Genomic DNA, 17,801 nt, shown 5'->3' on the forward strand with positions numbered 1-17,801 from the left:
CAATGCCCACTACGTTTGCAGCGCGCGTCGGCCGCGCCGTCGCCCGCTTTGCGTTGTTGCTCGCCGCCGCCAGCCTCATCATCTTTCTTTTGCTGCGGGCGGTGCCCGGCGACCCGGCGCGCGTCGCGCTCGGCGTCAGCGCTACCGACGCCGACGTCGCCGAGCTCGCTCACCGGCTTGGCACGGACCGCCCGCTTCTCACGCAATATTTCAGCTGGGTGACCGGGATGCTTACCGGCGACTTCGGGATCTCCATGGCCAGCGGCACTGCGCTTGGACCCCAGCTTGCGGAGCGGGCGAGCGTATCGCTCGTGCTCACGCTGGTGGCGATGGGCGTTTCCCTCTGCATTGCCATCCCGCTCGGCGTGTACTTGGCGCGTCGGCGCGGCCACGCAGACGCCGCGTTGGTGCACGGGCTGACCCAGGTCGGCATCGTGGTGCCCTCGTTTTTGGTGGGCATCCTCGCCGTCGCCCTGTTTTCCGTGCGGCTCGGGTGGCTGCCGGCCAACGGCTGGGGCACGCCCGCGCACGCAGTGCTGCCGGTGGTGGCGCTCACGCTGGTGCAGGCGTCAATTCTCACCCGTTACGTGCGCGCCGCGGTTGCCGAAGAATTGGACAAAGATTACGTGCGGACCGCGCGGGCGAGCGGGGCGTCGATAAGCGCTGCCCTTGTGCGGCACGCGCTGCGCAACGCCGCGCTGCCCGTGCTCACCGTCACCGGCGTGCAGCTCTCAGCGCTGGTTGTGGGGGCGGTGGTCATTGAGCGAGTCTTCGCTATTCCGGGGCTGGGCAGCCTGCTTCTCGACGCCGTCGCCAACCGCGACCTCACCCAAGTCCAAGCCATCATGATGTGCATCGTCGCCTTCACCCTCCTGGTGAACCTGGCGGTCGATGTCAGCTACGCCGCAATCGACCCGCGAACCCGGAGGCGCGCATGACCCGCTCATCCGCCGTGCGCACGCTCGGCTGGGTGCTCATTGCCCTCGCCGCCTGCGCCGCACTGCTCTCACTTGTCTGGACCCCCTACGACCCGCTCCACGCGGACCCCGCCGCCCGCCTCGCCGGGCCGAGCTGGCAACACTGGATGGGTACCGACGCCTTAGGCCGCGACATCACCTCACGCATCATGCATGGTGCCCGCTTCACGCTTTCCGTCGCCTGCGCCGCAGTTGCCCTCTCCGCGCTCGTCGGCGTGCCGCTTGGCATGCTCGCCGGCATGCGGCGCGGCGCAGGGCGGGCGGTCATGGCGGGCGCGGACCTTTTGCTCGCCTTCCCCGCGCTCCTGCTTGCGATCGTGTTTACGGCGGTGTTCGGGGCGTCGACGTGGGTGGTGATCGCCGCCGTCGGCATCGCCGGGATTCCCGGTTTCGTCCGCGTCGCGCGCGTCGGCACCATGCAGATCATGCACCAGGACTATATCCTCGCCGCGCGGATAAGCGGCGTGCCCGCCTGGCGGATCGCCGCGCGCCACGTGCTGCCTAACATTGGCCCTATTATTACAGTGCAGATTTCGACCGCGCTTGCGCTCGCCATCCTCGCCGAAGCGGGCCTGTCCTTTCTCGGCATGGGCACGCCCGCCCCGTACGCCTCCTGGGGGCGGATGCTGCAGGCCTCCCAGCCGTACCTGGCCACCTCCCCGCATCTCGCACTGTGGCCCGGGTGCGCCATCGCGCTGACCGTCCTCGGGTTCAACCTCATCGGCGATCGGAGCGCATCATGACAGCACCCGTGATCGTGGTGGACGGGCTCACCGTCCCCGGCATCGTGCACGACGTTTCATTCAGCGTCGCGCGCGGCGAGCGCGTCGGTATCATCGGCGAATCCGGCTCCGGCAAATCAGTCACCGCCCTGAGCATCATGGGGCTGGCAGACGCGCCGGGGATGCCCGCCGCCAGCGGCTCAATCACCGTCGATGGCGTGCAGATGGTGGGCACGCGCGACCGTGTCCGCCGCAAGGTACGCGGCAGCCGCGTGGCGATGGTGTTCCAGGAGCCGATGACTGCGCTTGATCCGCTGACCAAAATCGGCCGCCTCGTGCCGCAGAAGCTGTTGCGCCAAGTCGGCGTCGACCGGCCCGATGCCTATCCGCATCAGCTCTCAGGCGGGCAGCGCCAGCGTGTGCTCATCGCGCTGGCGCTGTCGCAGGACCCAGACGTGCTGATTTGCGACGAGCCCACCACCGCCCTGGACGTGACCACGCAGGCGCAGATTCTCGATTTGCTCGACCGGTTGGTCGCAGAGCGCGAGATGGGCCTGTTGTTTATTTCCCACGACCTCGCCGTGGTGCGCCGAATGACCAACCGCACGCTCGTCTTCCACCGTGGCCACATCGTCGACGGCAACAGCGCGTACGCACGCCAGCTCGAGGCCGCGGCGCGGCCGGGCCCGCCAGCGCCCGCTCTGCGCTCCACCGGCGCTGCGACCGCAGTCGAGCTGGCTGGCGTGTGCGTCGACCGCGGGAACACGCGCGTCCTCGACAACATCAACCTGCGCGTCCGCGAAGGCGAGCGCCTCGCAATCGTGGGCGGCTCCGGTTCCGGGAAAACCACGCTGCTGCACGTCATCGCAGGCCTCCTCCCCCCGTCCGCAGGCGAAGTGCACACCGAAAAGCAACTGCAGATGGTGTTCCAGGACCCGTACTCCTCGCTCGATCCGCGGATGCGCGTGCGCGACTCCATCCGCGAAACCGGCGTGTCCTCTGACACCGCCGAGGCCGTACTCGATGCGGTCGGGCTTCGTGGGATGGGCGATCGCCTCCCCCGCGAGTTTTCCGGCGGCCAGCGCCAGCGCATTTCGATTGCGCGCGCTGCCGCCCCGCGCCCCCGGCTGCTGCTTGCCGACGAACCCGTTTCCGCCCTCGACGCCACCATCCAGCATCAGGTGCTCAATGTGCTGCGCGAGAGCGTCGGTAAGCACACGCTCATCTTCGTCACGCACGACCTGCAGGTCGCTCGCGAGTTGTGCCCGCGTCTGGCGGTCATGAAACGCGGCCGCATCGTCGAGCACGGCGCCACCGAGGACATCTGGGCGAACCCGCAGCACGAGTACACACAAGCGTTGCTCGACGCGATCATTCCGTACGATGAGAAGGCATGAGCCACTCATCTGCTGCTGACATCGTCGTTGTCGGCTCCATTAACGCCGACCTCACCGTCAACGTCCCGCGCCATCCCCACCCCGGCGAAACCCTCATGGGTGCCGGGGGCGGGATCACCGCTGGCGGGAAGGGCGCCAACCAGGCGTGCGCGGCGGCGAAATTGGGGGCGAGCGTCGCGCTCGTCGGTGCGGTCGGTAAAGACGCGAACGCGGCACCGGCCACTGCGGTGTTGCGCGCTGCCGGTGTCGACCTCACCCAGGTAGAGGAGGTCGATGAGGTCACCGGTCTGGCTGTGATCACGGTCGCGGCCGACGGCGAGAACACCGTACTCGTCGTGCCCGGCGCGAACGCACTGGTGGACGACGCGTTTGTCCGCACCCACCGCGCGCCGGTGGAAGCCGCAAAGCTCGTCCTGCTGCAGGGCGAGATCCCGGCGGAAGGTTTCGCCGAAGCGGTTGCGCTTGCCGGCGGGCGCGTCGTGGTCAACCTCGCCCCAGTGGTCGAGGTGCCTCGCGAGGCGCTGTTGAGCGCCGACCCGCTGTTGGCCAATGAGCACGAGGCGGGGCTGATCCTCGCGCAGCTCGGCGCCGACGACGCTGGCGAGCCAGAGGAGCTTGCCCAGCGTCTCTTGGACGTCGGGTTCCCCTCTGTGGTGCTCACTCTCGGCGCGGCTGGCGCGCTGGTCGCGGATGCGGACGGGCTCCGTCATGTCGCAACGCCGTCGGTGAAGGCTGTGGACACCGTCGGCGCGGGCGACGCATTCGCGGGCGCGCTGTGCCACCGTTTGGTGGCGGGCGATTCCTTGGACGAGGCAGCGGCGTTTGCTGCACGAGTCGGCGCCTTTAGTGTGCAGCGGCCCGGGGCGCAGCCCTCCTACCCCTCGGCCGCGGATCGCCTCCCGGAGGCCTAGTTGTAGATCTGCGGGATAAGCGCCCAGTTGAGTACGTGTTCTTCAACACGCTCGAAGCCGCTGATTAACTGCTCAAACTCGGCAGCTTCTGCGTCACTCAGCTGCAATTGTTCGCGGGGAACCGGTCGTTGCATGCCTTGATCATAGCCCGTCTTCCCTAGCGCATGCTCGCCGCGATCTCGAGTAGCCGTCCGAGCACCGCGGCGCCGTGCTTGCGCAGGCCATCGTGCTGGTAGTGCGCTGTCTCCCACGCCTCGATGCCGAGCGTGTGCGCCGTATCCAGCGAGAGTTCCCTCGGTACGTAGATGTCGTCTGTGTACACGGCGGCTACGCGGCGCCCACCCGCTGCGTCGTGCGCGGCGGCCCCGTCGACGATGCCCGCGTATTGGTTCGGCCAGTCGTCTTTGGCCGCCAGCGTGTTCGCCGCGTCCTTGAAGGGGCGCAGCGCGGGGTCCTCGTCGAATTGGAAGTTGAAGATGTGTTCGCCGGTGAGGTAGAACTCTTCGTCGTCAGGCGTGGCGTCGGGGCCAAAGCCGGCGATGGTGCGCGACACTCGCTCGGCGGACCAGTTGGTTGCGCCCGGAACGGTGCCGCCGTAGATGGATTCGTGGATGGCGGCGTAGAGCGGGTGTGCGGCGAAGCTCACGCGGCGGCCGACTTCGGCGAGAAAATCGGTGCGTAGCCGCCCGTTGGGGTGAAACGGCGCCTCCAGAAGGTTCGCGAGTGAAGCAAAACCGCCCTCTTGTCCGAGCTCGATGCCAAGAGTTCGGAAGCGGCGCGGGGTGAGCCGCTCGCCGGTGGGCAGCAATTCTTCAGTGCTGGCGAGGTGGCGGCACACCTCGCGGATCATCCGCTCGGCCTCCGGCAGCGCCAGGTTGAACGCGCGGTGGCGAGCGCGAAGTTTGGCAAAGGTCGCCGCGTAGACCGCATCGGGCCCTTCGCTTATCGACGCCAACCCGCCCGTAAACATCGCCAACCCGATCCGCTCCGGCGCGACAGCAAGGTAGTGCAGCAGGCAGAAGCCGCCGAAGGACTGGCCCAGCACGTCCCAGCGCGCGATACCGAGCTCCTCGCGGATCGCTTCGGCGTCCTTGATGATCTCCGGTGCGCGCAACTGCGCCAGCGTGTCGGCAGTGATGAGCTCTGGCACGGCAGCGTCGATGCGCATGGAGCGGCCCGTGCCGCGCTGGTCTAAGAGCACGACGCGGAAGCCGCGGCGCAACGCCGCGTGGATCCATTCGAAATGCTGCCGCGGTGCGGGGGATCCAGGCCCTCCTTGCAGGAACAGCAGCGCAGGCGCGTCGGGCTGGCCCAATACGCGCGCGAACACTGTCCATTGGTCCCTGGTGATCTCTACAGTTGACTCCATGCCTGCGATAGTAGACACTGCCCGCATGATCCCCGCCTACCATCGTCTCGCGCGCCGAGACCGTAACCGTCCTTATCGCTGGTGGCGCCCGTTGGTGGAGATTGCAGTCGCCGCTTTTCTCTTCGTCGCGTTGCAGGCGGTGTGGGTTGTTCCCTTCATTCTGCTCAATGGAAAAGAGGCCGTCGGGAAAATCTCCGACGCCGACCCACAGTCTTTGCTGCTTGGCTTCGGAGCCCTCGCGATGACCATCCCGGCGGCGTTCGTTGCCGCGTGGGCATCTGGGCGCGACGTGCGCGCACTGTGGTCGGTTGAGCGGAGGTTTCGGTTCCGCTATTTCCTGCCCGCACTCGCTGTTTTTGCCGCACCAGGCCTGCTCTCGCTTTTGGTGGACGCGTTCGCCTTCGGCGCCCCACCCGCACCGCTGGACGCAATGTTTTTCTCGTGCGTCGCCATCACCGTGACCCTGCTGCCGCTGCAATGTCTGGCAGAAGAACTCCTCTTTCGCGGCGTACTCGTGCAAAGCTTCGGCGCGTGGATGCGCTCTCCGTGGCCAGCGTATCTGCTCGCGGTACCGATTTTCGCGGTCGGACACACGACAGGCGGCGGGGGCATGGTCACCATCATCGTCTTCGCGCTCGTCGCCTCATTACTGGTGCATCGCACTGGCGGGATCGAGCTCGCGGCTGCGCTCCACATAGTCAATAACGCCACTGTTGCCTACGGAGGATTTTCCGGCATCACCGCGCTGGACTCCTCGCGTATCCTGCTGCCTGTCTTCGCGCAGCTCGGCGCGTTCATTCTTGCGCTCATTGCAGTGCTCATCGTTGGCAGTAAGGTGGCTCCCATGCCAACTACCGACGCTCACCTGCGCCACCTGCCGCACCCGACCGGCGACCTGCTGTTCCAGTCCGCCGCAAATCCCGACCACGGTGGCATCCCCGTCGTCGCTCCCTGGTTCGCACAAACGCTCGGTCCGCAGCTGCACGGCTGGGCGAATCAGCTGCCCTGGGTCCGTACTGCGCAGGTGGACGGCGTGACCACCGCAGAGCTGACCAACGACCACTTACGTTTGACCTACACCGTGTGTACAGCGTCCGACCCCTCATTCACGTTGCGCATCGACAACCTCGACGACGCACCGCGTCGCGTCCAACTCGCGCTGCACCCGTACTGGGCAGTCAACGCTACCCAGGCGAACGTCACCGGGCTCGAAGGGGCGTCCTATTACGATAAGGTCGCCGGTGCCACGCGCACAGTTGATGGGCCCATCGCGTTCGGCGAGGAAGTTGACCGAGTCGTGGCAACGAGCGCTCCATGCACGCTTGCCGACGCGCACCGTACCCTCACCCTGCGCGCACACGGCACCGACCACGTCGTGGTATGGAACCCGGGCCCAGACGTGTGCGCCCGTGACGAGAGCCTCGGCGCAGACGACTGGGCTAGCTTCGTCTGCGTCGAGCCAGCGCTGCTTGGCCCGAATCGGGACGGTGTCATACTCGCGCCAGGCGAATCCGCAGAGATCGGCCTCGACGTCACCGTCACCGCGACGACGCAACCATGACCCCCGGTTTCCACCGCGCCGGCCCCACCCGCCTGACTAAGTGCGTCGGCGAAGTCGCCCTCCTCATTATCTTCGCTACCGCCTTCGGCGTGGCTGCCGCGTTCGGGATCCAAGTTGCCAGCGCGCGCGGGATATGGACGGTTGACCCGATGCTCGAGCCGCTGTACATCCTCGCCGCCACGCTGCCCGCAGCCCCGCTGGCGCGCGTGTGCACCGGCCACCACCCCGCCACGCTCATTTCTGTCGATGAGCGTGTCCGGTGGGGCGTCATCGCCCGAGTACTTGCCGTGTCAGTGTGCGTCTACGCCATCGCTTCCATCGCCGCATCAGTAGTCCCTGCGATGCGCTGGGACAGGTTTGCTGTGCTGTGCGGCGTCGTCGCGCTGCAGGCTGCGGCGGAAGAACTGGTTTTCCGCGCCGCGTTGCCGCAGGTCCTCGGGGGCCTTCCCGCACCACTCGCCTATGGCCTTCCGGCGCTCGGCTTCGTCGCGTTGCATACGGGGAGTACAGGCACGCTTGCTGATGTTGCGGTCTTCGCAGCCTGTGCCGCGTGGCTGACTTGGCGCACCGGCGGAGTCGAGGCCGCGTGGGTGCTGCACGTTGTGGGCAACGTGTGGGTGATGGGGGCGTCGGTAAGCACGGGGCCCTGGGGGACGGTCGCCACAGTGGTGGCGACCGCCGTGATTGGGGTAACTAGTCCTCGTCGGTAGACAGCGCCGCGACGAATGCCTCCTGTGGCACCGTGACGGAACCGATCGCCTTCATCCGCTTCTTGCCCGCCTTCTGCTTCTCCAGCAGCTTGCGCTTACGCGAAATGTCGCCGCCGTAGCACTTCGACAGCACGTCCTTGCGCATCGCGCGGATGTTCTCGCGCGCAATAATCTTCGAGCCAATCGCCGCCTGGACCGGCACCTCGAACTGCTGGCGAGGGATGAGCTCCTTGAGCTTCTTCGTCATCTTGTTGCCGTACCACTGCGCAGAATCCCGGTGCACAATCGCCGAAAACGCATCCACCGGATCGCCCTGCAACAAGATATCCACCTTGACCAGGTTCGCCTCCTGCCACCCGGCGTCCTCGTAGTTCAGCGAAGCGTAGCCCTTGGTGCGAGACTTCAGCATGTCGAAAAAGTCGAAGATGATCTCGCCGAGCGGGATGAGGTACCGCAGCTCGACGCGGTCCTCAGACAGGTACTCCATGTTCTTCATCTGGCCGCGCTTGGACTGGCACAGCTCCATGGTGGCACCGACGAATTCCTGTGGCACGATGATCGTCATATTCACCACCGGTTCAAACACCTGCTGCAGTTTGCCGCCCGGCCAATCGGAAGGATTGTGCACCATGTGTTCAGTGCCGTCCTCGGCAATCACACGGTACGTCACCGACGGCGCTGTCGAAATCAGGTCGAGGTCAAACTCGCGCTCAAGGCGATCACGGGTGATCTCCATGTGTAGCAGCCCCAAAAAACCACAGCGGAACCCGAAACCAAGGGCGACCGAAGTCTCCGGCTCCCACGTCAGCGAAGCGTCATTGAGCTGCAACTTCTCCAGGCTTTCGCGCAGGGCCGGGAAATCCTCTTGGCTCACGGGGAACAAGCCCGAGTACACCATCGGCTTGACCTCTTCGAAACCATCGAGTGGCTCATCCGCGCCTTTTTGGGCCCAGGTGACCGTATCGCCCACGCGGGTCTCACGCACGTCTTTCACGCCTGTGATCAGGTACCCGACCTCACCAGGCCCTAAACCCTTCGTCTTTTTCATCGTGGGCGAGACCACGCCGATCTCAAGGATCTCGTGCTGGACGCCGGTATTCATCATCTGCACGCGCTGGTTCGGCTCCAGCTTGCCGTCCATCATGCGCACGTACGTCACGACGCCGCGGTACGTGTCGTAGACCGAGTCAAAGATCAATGCTCGCGCCGGCGCGTCTGCGCCGTGTTCCGACGTTGGAGCCGGGATCAGCTCGACGACCTTGTCTAGCAGCTCTGGCACGCCCTCACCAGTCTTGCCAGAGACGCGCAATACCTCTTCGGGCTCGCAGCCAATAATGTGGGCAATCTCATTCGCGTACTTATCCGGGTCCGCTGCAGGCAAGTCAATCTTGTTGAGCACCGGAACGATCTCGAGGTCGTTTTCCATGGCCATGTACAAGTTGGCCAAGGTCTGGGCCTCGATCCCCTGCGCCGCGTCGACAAGCAGGATCGCACCTTCACACGCGTCCAGCGAACGCGAGACCTCGTAAGAAAAGTCGACGTGTCCAGGGGTGTCAATCATCTGCAACACGATGTCCTGGCCCGCAAACTCACCCGACGTCGGCTTCCACGGTAGGCGCACATTCTGTGCCTTAATCGTGATGCCGCGCTCGCGCTCGATGTCCATATTGTCGAGGTACTGGTCGCGCATTTCGCGCGCAGCAACCACGTTTGACAGCTGCAAAATACGATCCGCGAGCGTGGATTTACCGTGGTCAATGTGAGCGATAATGCAGAAGTTTCGGATCCGTGAGGGATCGGTAAACGTTTGTTCCGCAAAATTCTTCGTCGTGGCAGCCATAGTTTCACCATCCTACCGGGGCCAACCCACCCCCAACCACTTGTCCCACCCGCACCAAGCGCCTAAAGTGTCGAGCAACACGAACGGGAGGTTCGTCAACGTGGAATCACACCGAGAGGCCGGCACGCGCGGCGACGGGCCACGCCTCGTCAAACGCCAAGGCAGCTTCGCACCACTCAGCAAGCTCAAGGCGAAAACCTCCCGCGTCCTCAAACGACGCAGCCGCCGAGAGCGACGCACCGCCTCCCTCGACCAAGGCCTCGCACTGCTCAACGAACGACTTGGCACGCGAAACCCCGCACACGAGCCACGCACCGCAACCTACGTCACCGTCAAGCCAACTGCACATTTGCCGCGCAACATCTACTACGCACCCGACATGGACGGCAATGCCGAACCTGGCGAAGTCGTGTGGGTCACCATGCCCTCACATCCGCCACGACAACGCAGCATGCTCGTCGTCGGGCGAGAGCGCAACGAGGTGCTCGGCCTCCTCATTTCCTCAGAGTCCGAGCACGCGAACGATGAACGCTGGCTTGGCATCGGTGCAGGAGAATGGCATAAATCTGGGAAACCGTGCTGGGTGCGACTCGACAAGACGCTCATTGTGCCCGAAAGCGATCTGCACCGGTCTGGCACCATCGTGCCGCAGCGCCGCTTCGAGCGCGTGGCAAACCGACTGCGGGACCGTTTCGACTGGGCATAGCCAATTTGAATCGCGCAGCCACGCCCTGCTACCTTGGAAGAGTTGTTCTCGCCCGGAATTTTTCGGGGCTGTTTGACGACGCGGGCAGGACCTTGGGTCCGCGTAAACCACGGCGCACACGCGCCCGGTTGCCACAGTCAAACGATGACGCCCTTTTCCGGTGAAGATCGACAGTACCGATCCGAATACGAAAGACTAAGAGGTAAATCATGGCAAACATCAAGCAGCAGAAGAAGCGCGTCCTCACCAACGAGAAGCGCCGTCAGCGCAACAAGTCCGTCCGCTCCGCTACCCGCACGGAAATCCGTAAGTTCCGTGAGGCTGTCGAGTCCGGCGACAAGGCTGCCGCTGAGGCACAGCTGCGTGTTGCGTCCCGCAAGCTGGACAAGGCCGTGACCAAGGGCGTCTTCCACCGCAACAGCGCGGCAAACAAGAAGTCCAACATGGCAAAGGCGCTGAACAAGATGGCGTAACGCCGTTGCTCACGCCGGCAGCGCGAGAGCGCTGAACACACCCGCCCTAGCCTCACGGCTAGGGCGGGTGCATTTATTTTTACGCCTACCCCCGGAGTGTAATCAGCACACAACTAGATTACGATACCCGTTCGTGAAGAAACCTCGTCGTTACCAGCGCGCATTGTGCGCCGCTGCCTTCGCAGCCGGCCTGGCGCTTAGCTCCACTGCGATTGTGGACGCCCCGTTGACCGAAGAAGCACACGCTGCTTCCCTGCAAGACTTCGTGCCGGAGCTCCCCGGCGTCGACCCAGTCGTCGCGCAAAGGATCGGCACCCTTCTCGCACTGGTTGTCATCCTCGGAATCGCACTTCCCGTTGTCGGCACCGAAGGTTCCTCCGCCGCACCGGGCGGGGACGCCGGTAACGCAGCTGCTGGCGAAAGCCCCGGTGGCCGCGACTCGGGCTACGCCTCCGACGGTACGATGCAACGCACACTCAAAGTCGGCGGTGGCACCCGTTCCTATAACTTGGTCTTGCCATCCGGGTACGCAGAGGGGAACTCCTACCCCATTATCTTCGGCTTCGGTGGCTGGCAGCACTCCGCAGAAAAGGCACACAGCTACCTGCGGCTTGAAGACGCCGCGACCGATGCGATCATCGTCTACGGCCAGGGCATTGACAACGCGTGGGCCGGCGCCCCATACGCGAAGACCAGCCTGCGCCAAGACATCGCCTACGTACGCGCGGTCATTGCGGATCTCGAGGCGAACTTCGGCGGTGACCGCAGCCGCGTCGCCGCGATCGGGCTGTCCAATGGCGGCGGCATGGCGGCGGCTCTTGGTTGCCATGCCTCCGACACAGTCAAGGCCATCGCTTCTGCGGCCGGTGCTTACTACGATCCGACAGTAAGCAATTGTGATTTCGGCAGCGTTGCTACCTTGTTGATGCACGGAACCCGCGACGAGATCATCGATTACAACGGTGGCGCCCGCCACGGCGGCACTTACCAGCCGGTGACTCGTGTGCTCGACACCTTTGGTCGGAAGAACGGCTGCTTCACTGAGCCTCATGAATTCGGTGGTCTGTTCAGCACCACTTCCATCGAGCCAATCGGGTGCATTACCCCGACGCGCCTGGTGCGAGTCAATGGCGGGACACACACATGGTTCACACGGCCAGACGCGACGAGGGAATCCGTCGACTTCGTCATGCAGCAGCTATAGAGGCAGCGGAGGCGCTATGCCAAGGCGAGTACCCCGCGAGCGCAGAGCGCCACACCCACCACGATGAAAAACACCCCCGCGCCGATGTCGATGAACGGCCCTGCGCCGAGCAAGCGGCGGCGCACCCGCTCCGTCGAAATGACCTGTGTAAAGGCGGCGAAAAGCGCAAAAGAGCTCAGCCACAACGCAGCGATAACCACCACTGCGGTGGCCACCGTCGGATGCGCTGGCAGCAAGGGAGCGATCATCGCGGATAAAGCGAGCACAATTTTTGGATTGGCCAAATTAGTAGTCAGCCCGCGCCAGTAGCTCGCACGCGTAGTGCCGAGCCGCTTCGCCGCCTCCATCGTATTTGGCGGCGGCTTGCGCCGATCTTGCCAACCCCCGCGTACGTTACCGGTGCCCATCCAGACCAAAAACGCGCCGCCAACGATCTGCACCGCTTCTAGTGCCCACGGGAACGCGTTGAGAAGCGCAGTCGCGCCTATGACGGTGAGCGTGCACCAGAACAGCACGCCCGTTTGCACCCCGAGTGTGGTCGCCCATGCGTGCGCACGAGAGCGGGTCCCTGTACGCGTCAGCAAAATGACATCGGGCCCGGGCGAGGCCGCCCCCAAAAGATTGAGGCCGACGATGACAGCGAGATCGCCGAGCCCGATCATGCTTCGGTTCCCGGCGGGAAAAGGTCGAGAAGTGCGCTGCGTTCAAACATCATGGCGGTTTCGCGCGCGCTCGGGTGGCCGGCGTCGGGGTCGGCGTTGGCGTCGATAAGCATCCGCACAATCGCCTCCTCACCGCGAAACACGGCGCCTGCGACGATGCTCTGGCCGCGCGCATTGCGCGCATTCACATCCGCTCCTCGTTCGATCAGCCCTCGCACGAGTTCGGCGTGGCCGGCATAGGCGGCGAGCATCAATAAACTATTGCCATCCTGGTTGCTCAAGTCCACATCCACGCCACGGTCGACGTAGTCCAGCAACTGCAATTCGCCAGACCTGGCCATAGAAAACAGTGCCGTAGCGAACTCTTGCACGTCTTCCGGGATCTCATTGCTCATAACGAAAAAGTATCACGCAAGCTGCGCGATTCGGCGTACAGCGTTTTCCACCGCGAACTCGGGCACGCCGCCGTTGCCCTTGACCTCTGCGTCTAAATCCGCGACGATAATGACCGCCTCAGATACTGCGGCAGGAGACCACCGCCGCGCGATCTGCATCGTCTTCTTCACGCCCCACGGTGCCATCCCCAAATCTCGGGCGAGCGAATTCGGATCGCCCCGCATACCCTGCAGCTTCGCTACGTCACCCACCTTGTATGCCAGCGCCGCCGCGATCGCAACTGGATCTGTGCCCAATTGCAGCGCACGCCTAGTCGACGCGAGCGCGCGATCCGCGCGCCCCTGCACCGCAAGTTCGGCAATGTCGAAGCCTGCGACTTCTGCCACCCCTGTGTAGTAGTTCCGCACCGCTTGGAGCGTGACTTGTCCGCCTGTGTCTGCAACAAGCTGTGAGACAGCCGAGGCCAATTCGCGCAAGTCGGAGCCGACCGACTCGAGCACCGCAGCAACCACGTCCTGGTGCGGGCGCACGCCGTGGCGGCGGAACTCCGCAGTCACCCACGCTGGTCGGTCTCGGGTGCTCACTGGGTCGACCGTGTGCACCTCGGCCAGCTTCTTAAACTTCGCTACTGCAGCTTTCTGGTGCCCCTTCCCCGTGTGCTCAATGACGATGGTCATTCCCGGCGCAGGGTTCTTACACGCTTCCAAGAGGATTTGCGTTGGTTCTTTGCGTGCGAGCTCGGTTTTCTTCACCACAACAACACGTTGTTCGGCGAACAGCGACGGGCTGGTGGCCATTGCCATCTCCCCCTCGGTGACGTCGCCGGCACGCAGCGTTGTCACCTCGGCGGTCGGACCAAGGCTGTCGACGATGTCGTTAGTAACGCGCTCGGCAAGAAACGTCTCCTCACCGAGTACAAGGTGAACCGGGTTGAGCATGCCCCCAAGCTTACGGGCCAAGCAGTCGTTGCGTTCCGTCAGTGTAGAGGAGCACTCGCCCATCTCGATTCGGAAAGAGCACCGGAATTCCATTTGGCGTCACCACCGGGTAGCTGTGTGGCCGCCCGCCTTCCAACACCACCACGATTTCCGTTCCCGCTGGAATAGGCTCGACGTCTTCCTTTGTCTCGACCACGTGTGCTCGCAGTGTCATTGGATCAACAGTGCGTGCGGAGTGAAACGGCACGTTGCAGCTGATCAGCAGCACGGTCGTCAGGGCAAGGGTAGCCCGCGGTCGACGGAGCAAAAACCCAGCGAGGATCCAGCCATAGCCCACCAGCACTACCGGTGGAGACGCGCGTACCGTTGCGGAAGGAAGGTCCGCACCAAACGATGCGACAGCGTGCACCCACCATGCGAGAGGCTCAACCAACCACAGCACTATTGCTTCTACGCCACCTGGCAACAGGGAGAGCACACAAGCGAGCAGCCCCAGCACGGTTATCGGTGGCACGACGGGAGCAACGAGCACGTTCGCAGCAACGGAAACGAGGGAGACCTGTCCAGCCATGAGCGCGATGATCGGCATCGTTGCAATGTCGGCAGCAATCGCGACAGCAAGCGCCCGCACCACAATGTCCGGCCATTGGGTAAAGGCAAGCGCGCGGTACAGCAAAGGGGAAAGCGCGACGATCCCAGCCGTCGCGGCAACCGAAAGCGCAAACCCAAAGTTGACCGCGAGGTCAGGGTCGACCAGGACAAGGCCGATGATCGAAAGGCAAAGCGCGTGGATCGGCTCCGTGCTCGTCGAAGCCATGATGGCTGTCAGACCGACCAGACCAGTTACCGAGGCCCGCAACACGCTCGGTTCTGGACCTACCAAACCGGCGAAGAGGAGCAACGACCCCGCAGCGGCGGCAAGGCGATAGCGTAGCCCGAAGCCTAGAAGGGTCGCGATGATCACCGCTGCGCTTGTGACAATAGCGACGTTTGAACCAGACACGGCCGACAGATGCGATAAGCCCGTATCGATATACGTCTGCTGCTCAGCGTCGCTCTGCGAGCTTGTATCGCCAAGCACCATCCCCGGGATCAGCCCGCGCGTTGCTTCGCCAACCTGTGCCTGCACCGACTGGTCGAAGGTCGAACGCACGTGCTCCGCTAGCTTGGCCATCCCCTGCGGCCCCGCGAGCACTGCAATGTCTCCATTTATCGTTACCGCGCCTACGCCGGGAACCGTAGATTCCCCGAGCGCACCAATGACCTCGACGTGAGCGCCAGGCACCGCGTGCGGTGGGAGCTTTTCCGAGAACGCAGGGATGGCAGCCGGATAGCCTTCGACGTGAATCCGGGTCAGATAGCCGCCACTTGCAAGCTCACGTGGATGCCCGCTGATGGTTCCTACCACACCCTTCGGCACCTGCCCGGACTGTTCCCAACGGTGAGCGAGCACACCGCGCAAGTGGGTACCCAGCGTGGATGCTATCCCCAGTCCCGCAACGAGAATTGCCTGACCGTACTGCCTGTAGAGCACGCCCGCGCAAGCTCCTGCGGCGAGCGCTCCCCCGGCCCACACAGGCCCCCAAAGCAAACAGCACAGCGCACCAGCCCAAACCCCAATTGCCGCTGGTACGAGCCGAAGTTCCTGCACAACTACGGCCCCACAAGCTCTTTGAGCGCCTCAAATTTCGCCGGACCGATGCCTTTGACATCCATGAGGTCTTCAGGCTTGGCAAATGGGCCGTTCGTCTCACGGTGCTGCACGATCGCCTGAGCCGTGGCCTCTCCTATGCCGGGTAAGGAGGTGAGTTCTGCGACGCTTGCGGTGTTAAGCGAGAGCACCCCCGATTCGGTACCAGCAGGTCCGCTGGCGTCTCTCGCGCCAGCTTCGCCGCTGGCACCCACAGCTGGTACTACAAGCTGTTGACCATCCACGAGAAGCTGTGCTTGATTCAACGCGTAAATATCCGCCGCTGGCCGCGCAGAGGCTGCGTTGAGCGCATCCGCTACCCGCGCGCCGTCCGGCAGGGTGACTAACCCGGGGCGTTCCACCTCGCCCACGACGGAGACCACGATCTCTCCGCTCGCCGCGTTTTCCGTTTCTGTCGCTGTGGTATCCCAGGTCGGCGGCGAATCAGGCGGGGCGGAGGTACGAAACAGCGCCCACACGCCAAGAGCCAGCAGTGCACACACAACGGCAATGACGGCGTGCTTGGGCGAGACGCTCAGTCGCGGTTTCGGGTATTCAACGTTGAGTAGGTCTTCTTCCCCAGTTGGGCGGGTGAGTTCTTTAATTCGCGTAAGAGTATCCATAGTCACATCATACGAAACTCACTCCAGTAATGGAAGACCTCCGCGAAATAAATAAATAACGCACAGCGTAAATGAAACGCGTGGGGCGGAAGAGACAGCTGAGCACGCGCGGGCGTTCGGGCTACCTCACCAAACAGCACAACCTAGGCATCGCGTTGCGAGGAGAACACCACCGAAAGCCCGATCGCTCCTTGCCCGGTGTGCACAGCAAGCACATCCACAAGCGGCTCAATAAGAATCCGAGAGCCATCCGGCAAAACCGCCTCGAGCGTGTCTGCAAGTTGATGCGCCGCCTCAGTCGCCCCGGTGTGTTGGATGGCGGCGAAGACCGGCTTCTCCCCAGCCCGCTCCATCACCAGCTCCGCCAACTTTGCAAAAGCCTTGGTCTGCGTCCGTGTCTTTCCGGCAAGTTCAAGCTTGCCTGCGTTAAGCCGAAGGATCGGCTTGGTTGCCAGCAGTGCTGCGGAAAGGACAGCGGTGCCCGTCGATAAGCGACCGCTCTTGCGCAAATCATCAAGCTGACTGAGGTAGAGCCACGTCTCCGAGCGCTCGATAGTAGAACGTGCCATCGCTTCGCACTCATCGAGGTTCGCGCCCTCGCGTGCGAGTGTCGCGGCCGCCATTGCTGCAGCACCAATGCTCATCCCCGCAGTGTCAGTCTCCACTACGCGCACGGAGCCCGGAAACACTCCTGCGGCCTGAACCGCAGCCGACCAGGTCGATGAGAAATGCTTCGACAAATGCAACGCGACGACGCCATCATCCCCGCCTCGCTCCAACTGCCGCGCATAACACGCCGCAAGCTCAATCGCGCTCAGCCCGCTTGTCGACGCCCCGTCGTCCCCATCCATCACATGAAGCGCGGCCTCAGTGATATCAAGCTCATGCAGCAATTCTTCCGACAAGCCCGCAGCGGAATCAACCACGATGCGCACCGTCATGGACCCACCAGCCCCTGATTCCAAGCCTCCAGGTACCACTGCACCGTATCACCGTCATCACCGTCGTCTGCCCCTTGAGTGCCAAACCTCGGCAGCGCGTACAGGCGTGCGGTGTTTGTGTTACCCAGGCTCTTAAACAGCGGGTACTGCGCAACGTCGAAGCCCAGCAGACTGGCCGTCAGCGCCGAAATAGTCCCGCCATGCGCCACCAACAGCACCGCCGAGTCGCCCCAGTCGGCGTAGTCTGCAATAAGCTCGTCCACCACGGGACGAGCGCGCTGCGCCACTTGAACACGACTCTCCCCCTCCGGCGGTGACCATGTCGCGTCGTTGCGCCACAGCGCCCGAGCCCCTGGGAAAGCACCATCAACCTCTTCGTGCGACTTACCTTGCCAACGTCCGAGGTGCGTTTCCCGCAGTCGAGCATCTGTATGCACCGGCACCCCTACGGTTTTGGCAATGATCTCAGCGGTGTCGGCGGCGCGCGAAAGATCGGAGGACACAATTTTCGACACCCCCAAGTCCGATACCATGTCCGCAGCAGCACGCGCCTGCGCAAGCCCGGTCTCGGACAATTGCGTATCGAGGTGTCCTTGCATCCTCCGGGTTGCGTTATACACAGTTTGCCCATGCCGCAGCATGATGAGACGGCGCTGCATCGGTGTTCCTCCTTACAGTAGT

The 17,801-nt window shown here is 63.8% G+C and carries 19 protein-coding genes; 9 read left to right on the plus strand and 10 right to left on the minus strand.

The annotated features are described in order from the left end of the window. The first annotated feature begins 2 nt into the window (after nt 1-2). Genes M3G14_RS07775 through M3G14_RS07790 form a run of 4 tightly spaced genes read left to right on the plus strand, consistent with a single transcriptional unit; the run spans nt 3 to nt 4,007 of the window. Nucleotides 3-938, plus strand: a complete 936-nt coding sequence (locus M3G14_RS07775; RefSeq protein WP_259925967.1) for an ABC transporter permease — start codon at nt 3-5, stop codon at nt 936-938. Further along, nucleotides 935-1,720, plus strand: a complete 786-nt coding sequence (locus M3G14_RS07780; protein ID WP_259925968.1) for an ABC transporter permease — start codon at nt 935-937, stop codon at nt 1,718-1,720. The genes M3G14_RS07775 and M3G14_RS07780 overlap by 4 nt, the downstream gene beginning before the upstream one ends. Then, complete coding sequence (locus tag M3G14_RS07785) at nt 1,717-3,096, plus strand: ABC transporter ATP-binding protein (RefSeq protein ID WP_259925969.1); 1,380 nt, start codon at nt 1,717-1,719, stop codon at nt 3,094-3,096. The genes M3G14_RS07780 and M3G14_RS07785 overlap by 4 nt, the downstream gene beginning before the upstream one ends. After that, entirely contained in the window at nt 3,093-4,007 is a 915-nt protein-coding gene (locus tag M3G14_RS07790) for a ribokinase (protein WP_259925970.1), read from the plus strand. Before M3G14_RS07785 ends, M3G14_RS07790 begins: the two co-directional genes overlap by 4 nt. Here M3G14_RS07790 and M3G14_RS07795 read toward each other — a convergent pair. Together M3G14_RS07795 and M3G14_RS07800 are read right to left on the minus strand one after the other, a co-directional pair. Further along, nucleotides 4,004-4,141 carry a hypothetical protein gene (locus M3G14_RS07795; RefSeq protein WP_259925971.1) on the minus strand — a complete coding sequence of 46 codons (138 nt, stop codon included), beginning with the start codon at nt 4,139-4,141 and terminating at the stop codon, nt 4,004-4,006. The two genes, M3G14_RS07790 and M3G14_RS07795, sit on opposite strands and share 4 nt — an antisense overlap. A 23-nt stretch (nt 4,142-4,164) precedes the next feature. Further along, entirely contained in the window at nt 4,165-5,376 is a 1,212-nt protein-coding gene (locus tag M3G14_RS07800; protein WP_259925973.1) for an alpha/beta fold hydrolase, read from the minus strand. On the opposite strand from M3G14_RS07800, the gene M3G14_RS07805 reads away from it, so the two are divergent. Further along, the gene (locus tag M3G14_RS07805) at nt 5,375-6,937 is read left to right on the plus strand and encodes a type II CAAX prenyl endopeptidase Rce1 family protein (protein ID WP_259925974.1); all 1,563 of its coding nucleotides are present in this window, start codon (nt 5,375-5,377) and stop codon (nt 6,935-6,937) included. The two genes, M3G14_RS07800 and M3G14_RS07805, sit on opposite strands and share 2 nt — an antisense overlap. Next, entirely contained in the window at nt 6,934-7,647 is a 714-nt protein-coding gene (locus M3G14_RS07810) for a CPBP family intramembrane glutamic endopeptidase (protein WP_259925976.1), read from the plus strand. Before M3G14_RS07805 ends, M3G14_RS07810 begins: the two co-directional genes overlap by 4 nt. Here the strand turns inward: M3G14_RS07810 and lepA are convergent. Beyond that, nucleotides 7,631-9,487 (minus strand): translation elongation factor 4, encoded by a 1,857-nt coding sequence (lepA, locus tag M3G14_RS07815; protein ID WP_259925977.1) that lies wholly within the window; start codon nt 9,485-9,487, stop codon nt 7,631-7,633. The two genes, M3G14_RS07810 and lepA, sit on opposite strands and share 17 nt — an antisense overlap. Before the next feature lie 100 nt (nt 9,488-9,587). Here lepA and M3G14_RS07820 point away from each other — a divergent pair, with 100 nt between their 5' ends. From M3G14_RS07820 to M3G14_RS07830, 3 genes are all read left to right on the plus strand, one after another. Further along, nucleotides 9,588-10,193 (plus strand): type II toxin-antitoxin system PemK/MazF family toxin, encoded by a 606-nt coding sequence (locus tag M3G14_RS07820; protein ID WP_259925979.1) that lies wholly within the window; start codon nt 9,588-9,590, stop codon nt 10,191-10,193. A 209-nt stretch (nt 10,194-10,402) separates the two neighbouring features. After that, on the plus strand, nt 10,403-10,666 hold the full coding sequence (rpsT, locus tag M3G14_RS07825) for a 30S ribosomal protein S20 (protein WP_259925980.1): 264 nt from the start codon (nt 10,403-10,405) through the stop codon (nt 10,664-10,666). 133 nt (nt 10,667-10,799) lie between these two features. Then, entirely contained in the window at nt 10,800-11,870 is a 1,071-nt protein-coding gene (locus tag M3G14_RS07830) for a PHB depolymerase family esterase (RefSeq protein WP_259925981.1), read from the plus strand. A 14-nt stretch (nt 11,871-11,884) separates the two neighbouring features. Here the strand turns inward: M3G14_RS07830 and M3G14_RS07835 are convergent, their stop codons facing one another. The 7 genes from M3G14_RS07835 to M3G14_RS07865 form a co-directional block, all read right to left on the minus strand. After that, the gene (locus M3G14_RS07835; protein ID WP_259925982.1) at nt 11,885-12,532 is read right to left on the minus strand and encodes a LysE family translocator; all 648 of its coding nucleotides are present in this window, start codon (nt 12,530-12,532) and stop codon (nt 11,885-11,887) included. After that, nucleotides 12,529-12,927, minus strand: a complete 399-nt coding sequence (locus M3G14_RS07840; RefSeq protein WP_259925983.1) for an ankyrin repeat domain-containing protein — start codon at nt 12,925-12,927, stop codon at nt 12,529-12,531. Before M3G14_RS07840 ends, M3G14_RS07835 begins: the two co-directional genes overlap by 4 nt. Nucleotides 12,928-12,939: 12 nt before the next feature. Further along, entirely contained in the window at nt 12,940-13,866 is a 927-nt protein-coding gene (holA, locus tag M3G14_RS07845; RefSeq protein WP_259925984.1) for a DNA polymerase III subunit delta, read from the minus strand. A gap of 10 nt (nt 13,867-13,876) precedes the next feature. Then, complete coding sequence (locus M3G14_RS07850) at nt 13,877-15,286, minus strand: ComEC/Rec2 family competence protein (protein ID WP_311201358.1); 1,410 nt, start codon at nt 15,284-15,286, stop codon at nt 13,877-13,879. 233 nt (nt 15,287-15,519) lie between these two features. Next, entirely contained in the window at nt 15,520-16,185 is a 666-nt protein-coding gene (locus M3G14_RS07855; protein ID WP_396122214.1) for a helix-hairpin-helix domain-containing protein, read from the minus strand. A gap of 137 nt (nt 16,186-16,322) precedes the next feature. Beyond that, on the minus strand, nt 16,323-17,120 hold the full coding sequence (locus M3G14_RS07860) for a DegV family protein (protein ID WP_259925987.1): 798 nt from the start codon (nt 17,118-17,120) through the stop codon (nt 16,323-16,325). Further along, entirely contained in the window at nt 17,117-17,779 is a 663-nt protein-coding gene (locus M3G14_RS07865; RefSeq protein ID WP_259925988.1) for a histidine phosphatase family protein, read from the minus strand. The genes M3G14_RS07860 and M3G14_RS07865 overlap by 4 nt, the downstream gene beginning before the upstream one ends. Nucleotides 17,780-17,801: the final 22 nt, after the last annotated feature.

It is taken from the genome of Corynebacterium sp. p3-SID1056 (genome assembly GCF_025152525.1).
GTDB lineage: Bacteria > Actinomycetota > Actinomycetes > Mycobacteriales > Mycobacteriaceae > Corynebacterium.

Bases quoted from the DNA above. Each gene is read 5' to 3' on its own strand.
- M3G14_RS07810 (WP_259925976.1), top strand. From the start codon at position 6,934: ATGACCCCCGGTTTCCACCGCGCCGGCCCCACCCGCCTGACTAAGTGC.
- M3G14_RS07840 (WP_259925983.1), bottom strand. From the start codon at position 12,927: ATGAGCAATGAGATCCCGGAAGACGTGCAAGAGTTCGCTACGGCACTG.
- M3G14_RS07780 (WP_259925968.1), top strand. From the start codon at position 935: ATGACCCGCTCATCCGCCGTGCGCACGCTCGGCTGGGTGCTCATTGCC.
- M3G14_RS07860 (WP_259925987.1), bottom strand. From the start codon at position 17,120: ATGACGGTGCGCATCGTGGTTGATTCCGCTGCGGGCTTGTCGGAAGAA.
- M3G14_RS07805 (WP_259925974.1), top strand. From the start codon at position 5,375: ATGCCTGCGATAGTAGACACTGCCCGCATGATCCCCGCCTACCATCGT.
- holA (WP_259925984.1), bottom strand. From the start codon at position 13,866: ATGCTCAACCCGGTTCACCTTGTACTCGGTGAGGAGACGTTTCTTGCC.
- M3G14_RS07775 (WP_259925967.1), top strand. From the start codon at position 3: ATGCCCACTACGTTTGCAGCGCGCGTCGGCCGCGCCGTCGCCCGCTTT.
- M3G14_RS07795 (WP_259925971.1), bottom strand. From the start codon at position 4,141: ATGCAACGACCGGTTCCCCGCGAACAATTGCAGCTGAGTGACGCAGAA.
- lepA (WP_259925977.1), bottom strand. From the start codon at position 9,487: ATGGCTGCCACGACGAAGAATTTTGCGGAACAAACGTTTACCGATCCC.
- M3G14_RS07865 (WP_259925988.1), bottom strand. From the start codon at position 17,779: ATGCAGCGCCGTCTCATCATGCTGCGGCATGGGCAAACTGTGTATAAC.
- M3G14_RS07790 (WP_259925970.1), top strand. From the start codon at position 3,093: ATGAGCCACTCATCTGCTGCTGACATCGTCGTTGTCGGCTCCATTAAC.
- M3G14_RS07785 (WP_259925969.1), top strand. From the start codon at position 1,717: ATGACAGCACCCGTGATCGTGGTGGACGGGCTCACCGTCCCCGGCATC.
- M3G14_RS07835 (WP_259925982.1), bottom strand. From the start codon at position 12,532: ATGATCGGGCTCGGCGATCTCGCTGTCATCGTCGGCCTCAATCTTTTG.
- M3G14_RS07800 (WP_259925973.1), bottom strand. From the start codon at position 5,376: ATGGAGTCAACTGTAGAGATCACCAGGGACCAATGGACAGTGTTCGCG.
- rpsT (WP_259925980.1), top strand. From the start codon at position 10,403: ATGGCAAACATCAAGCAGCAGAAGAAGCGCGTCCTCACCAACGAGAAG.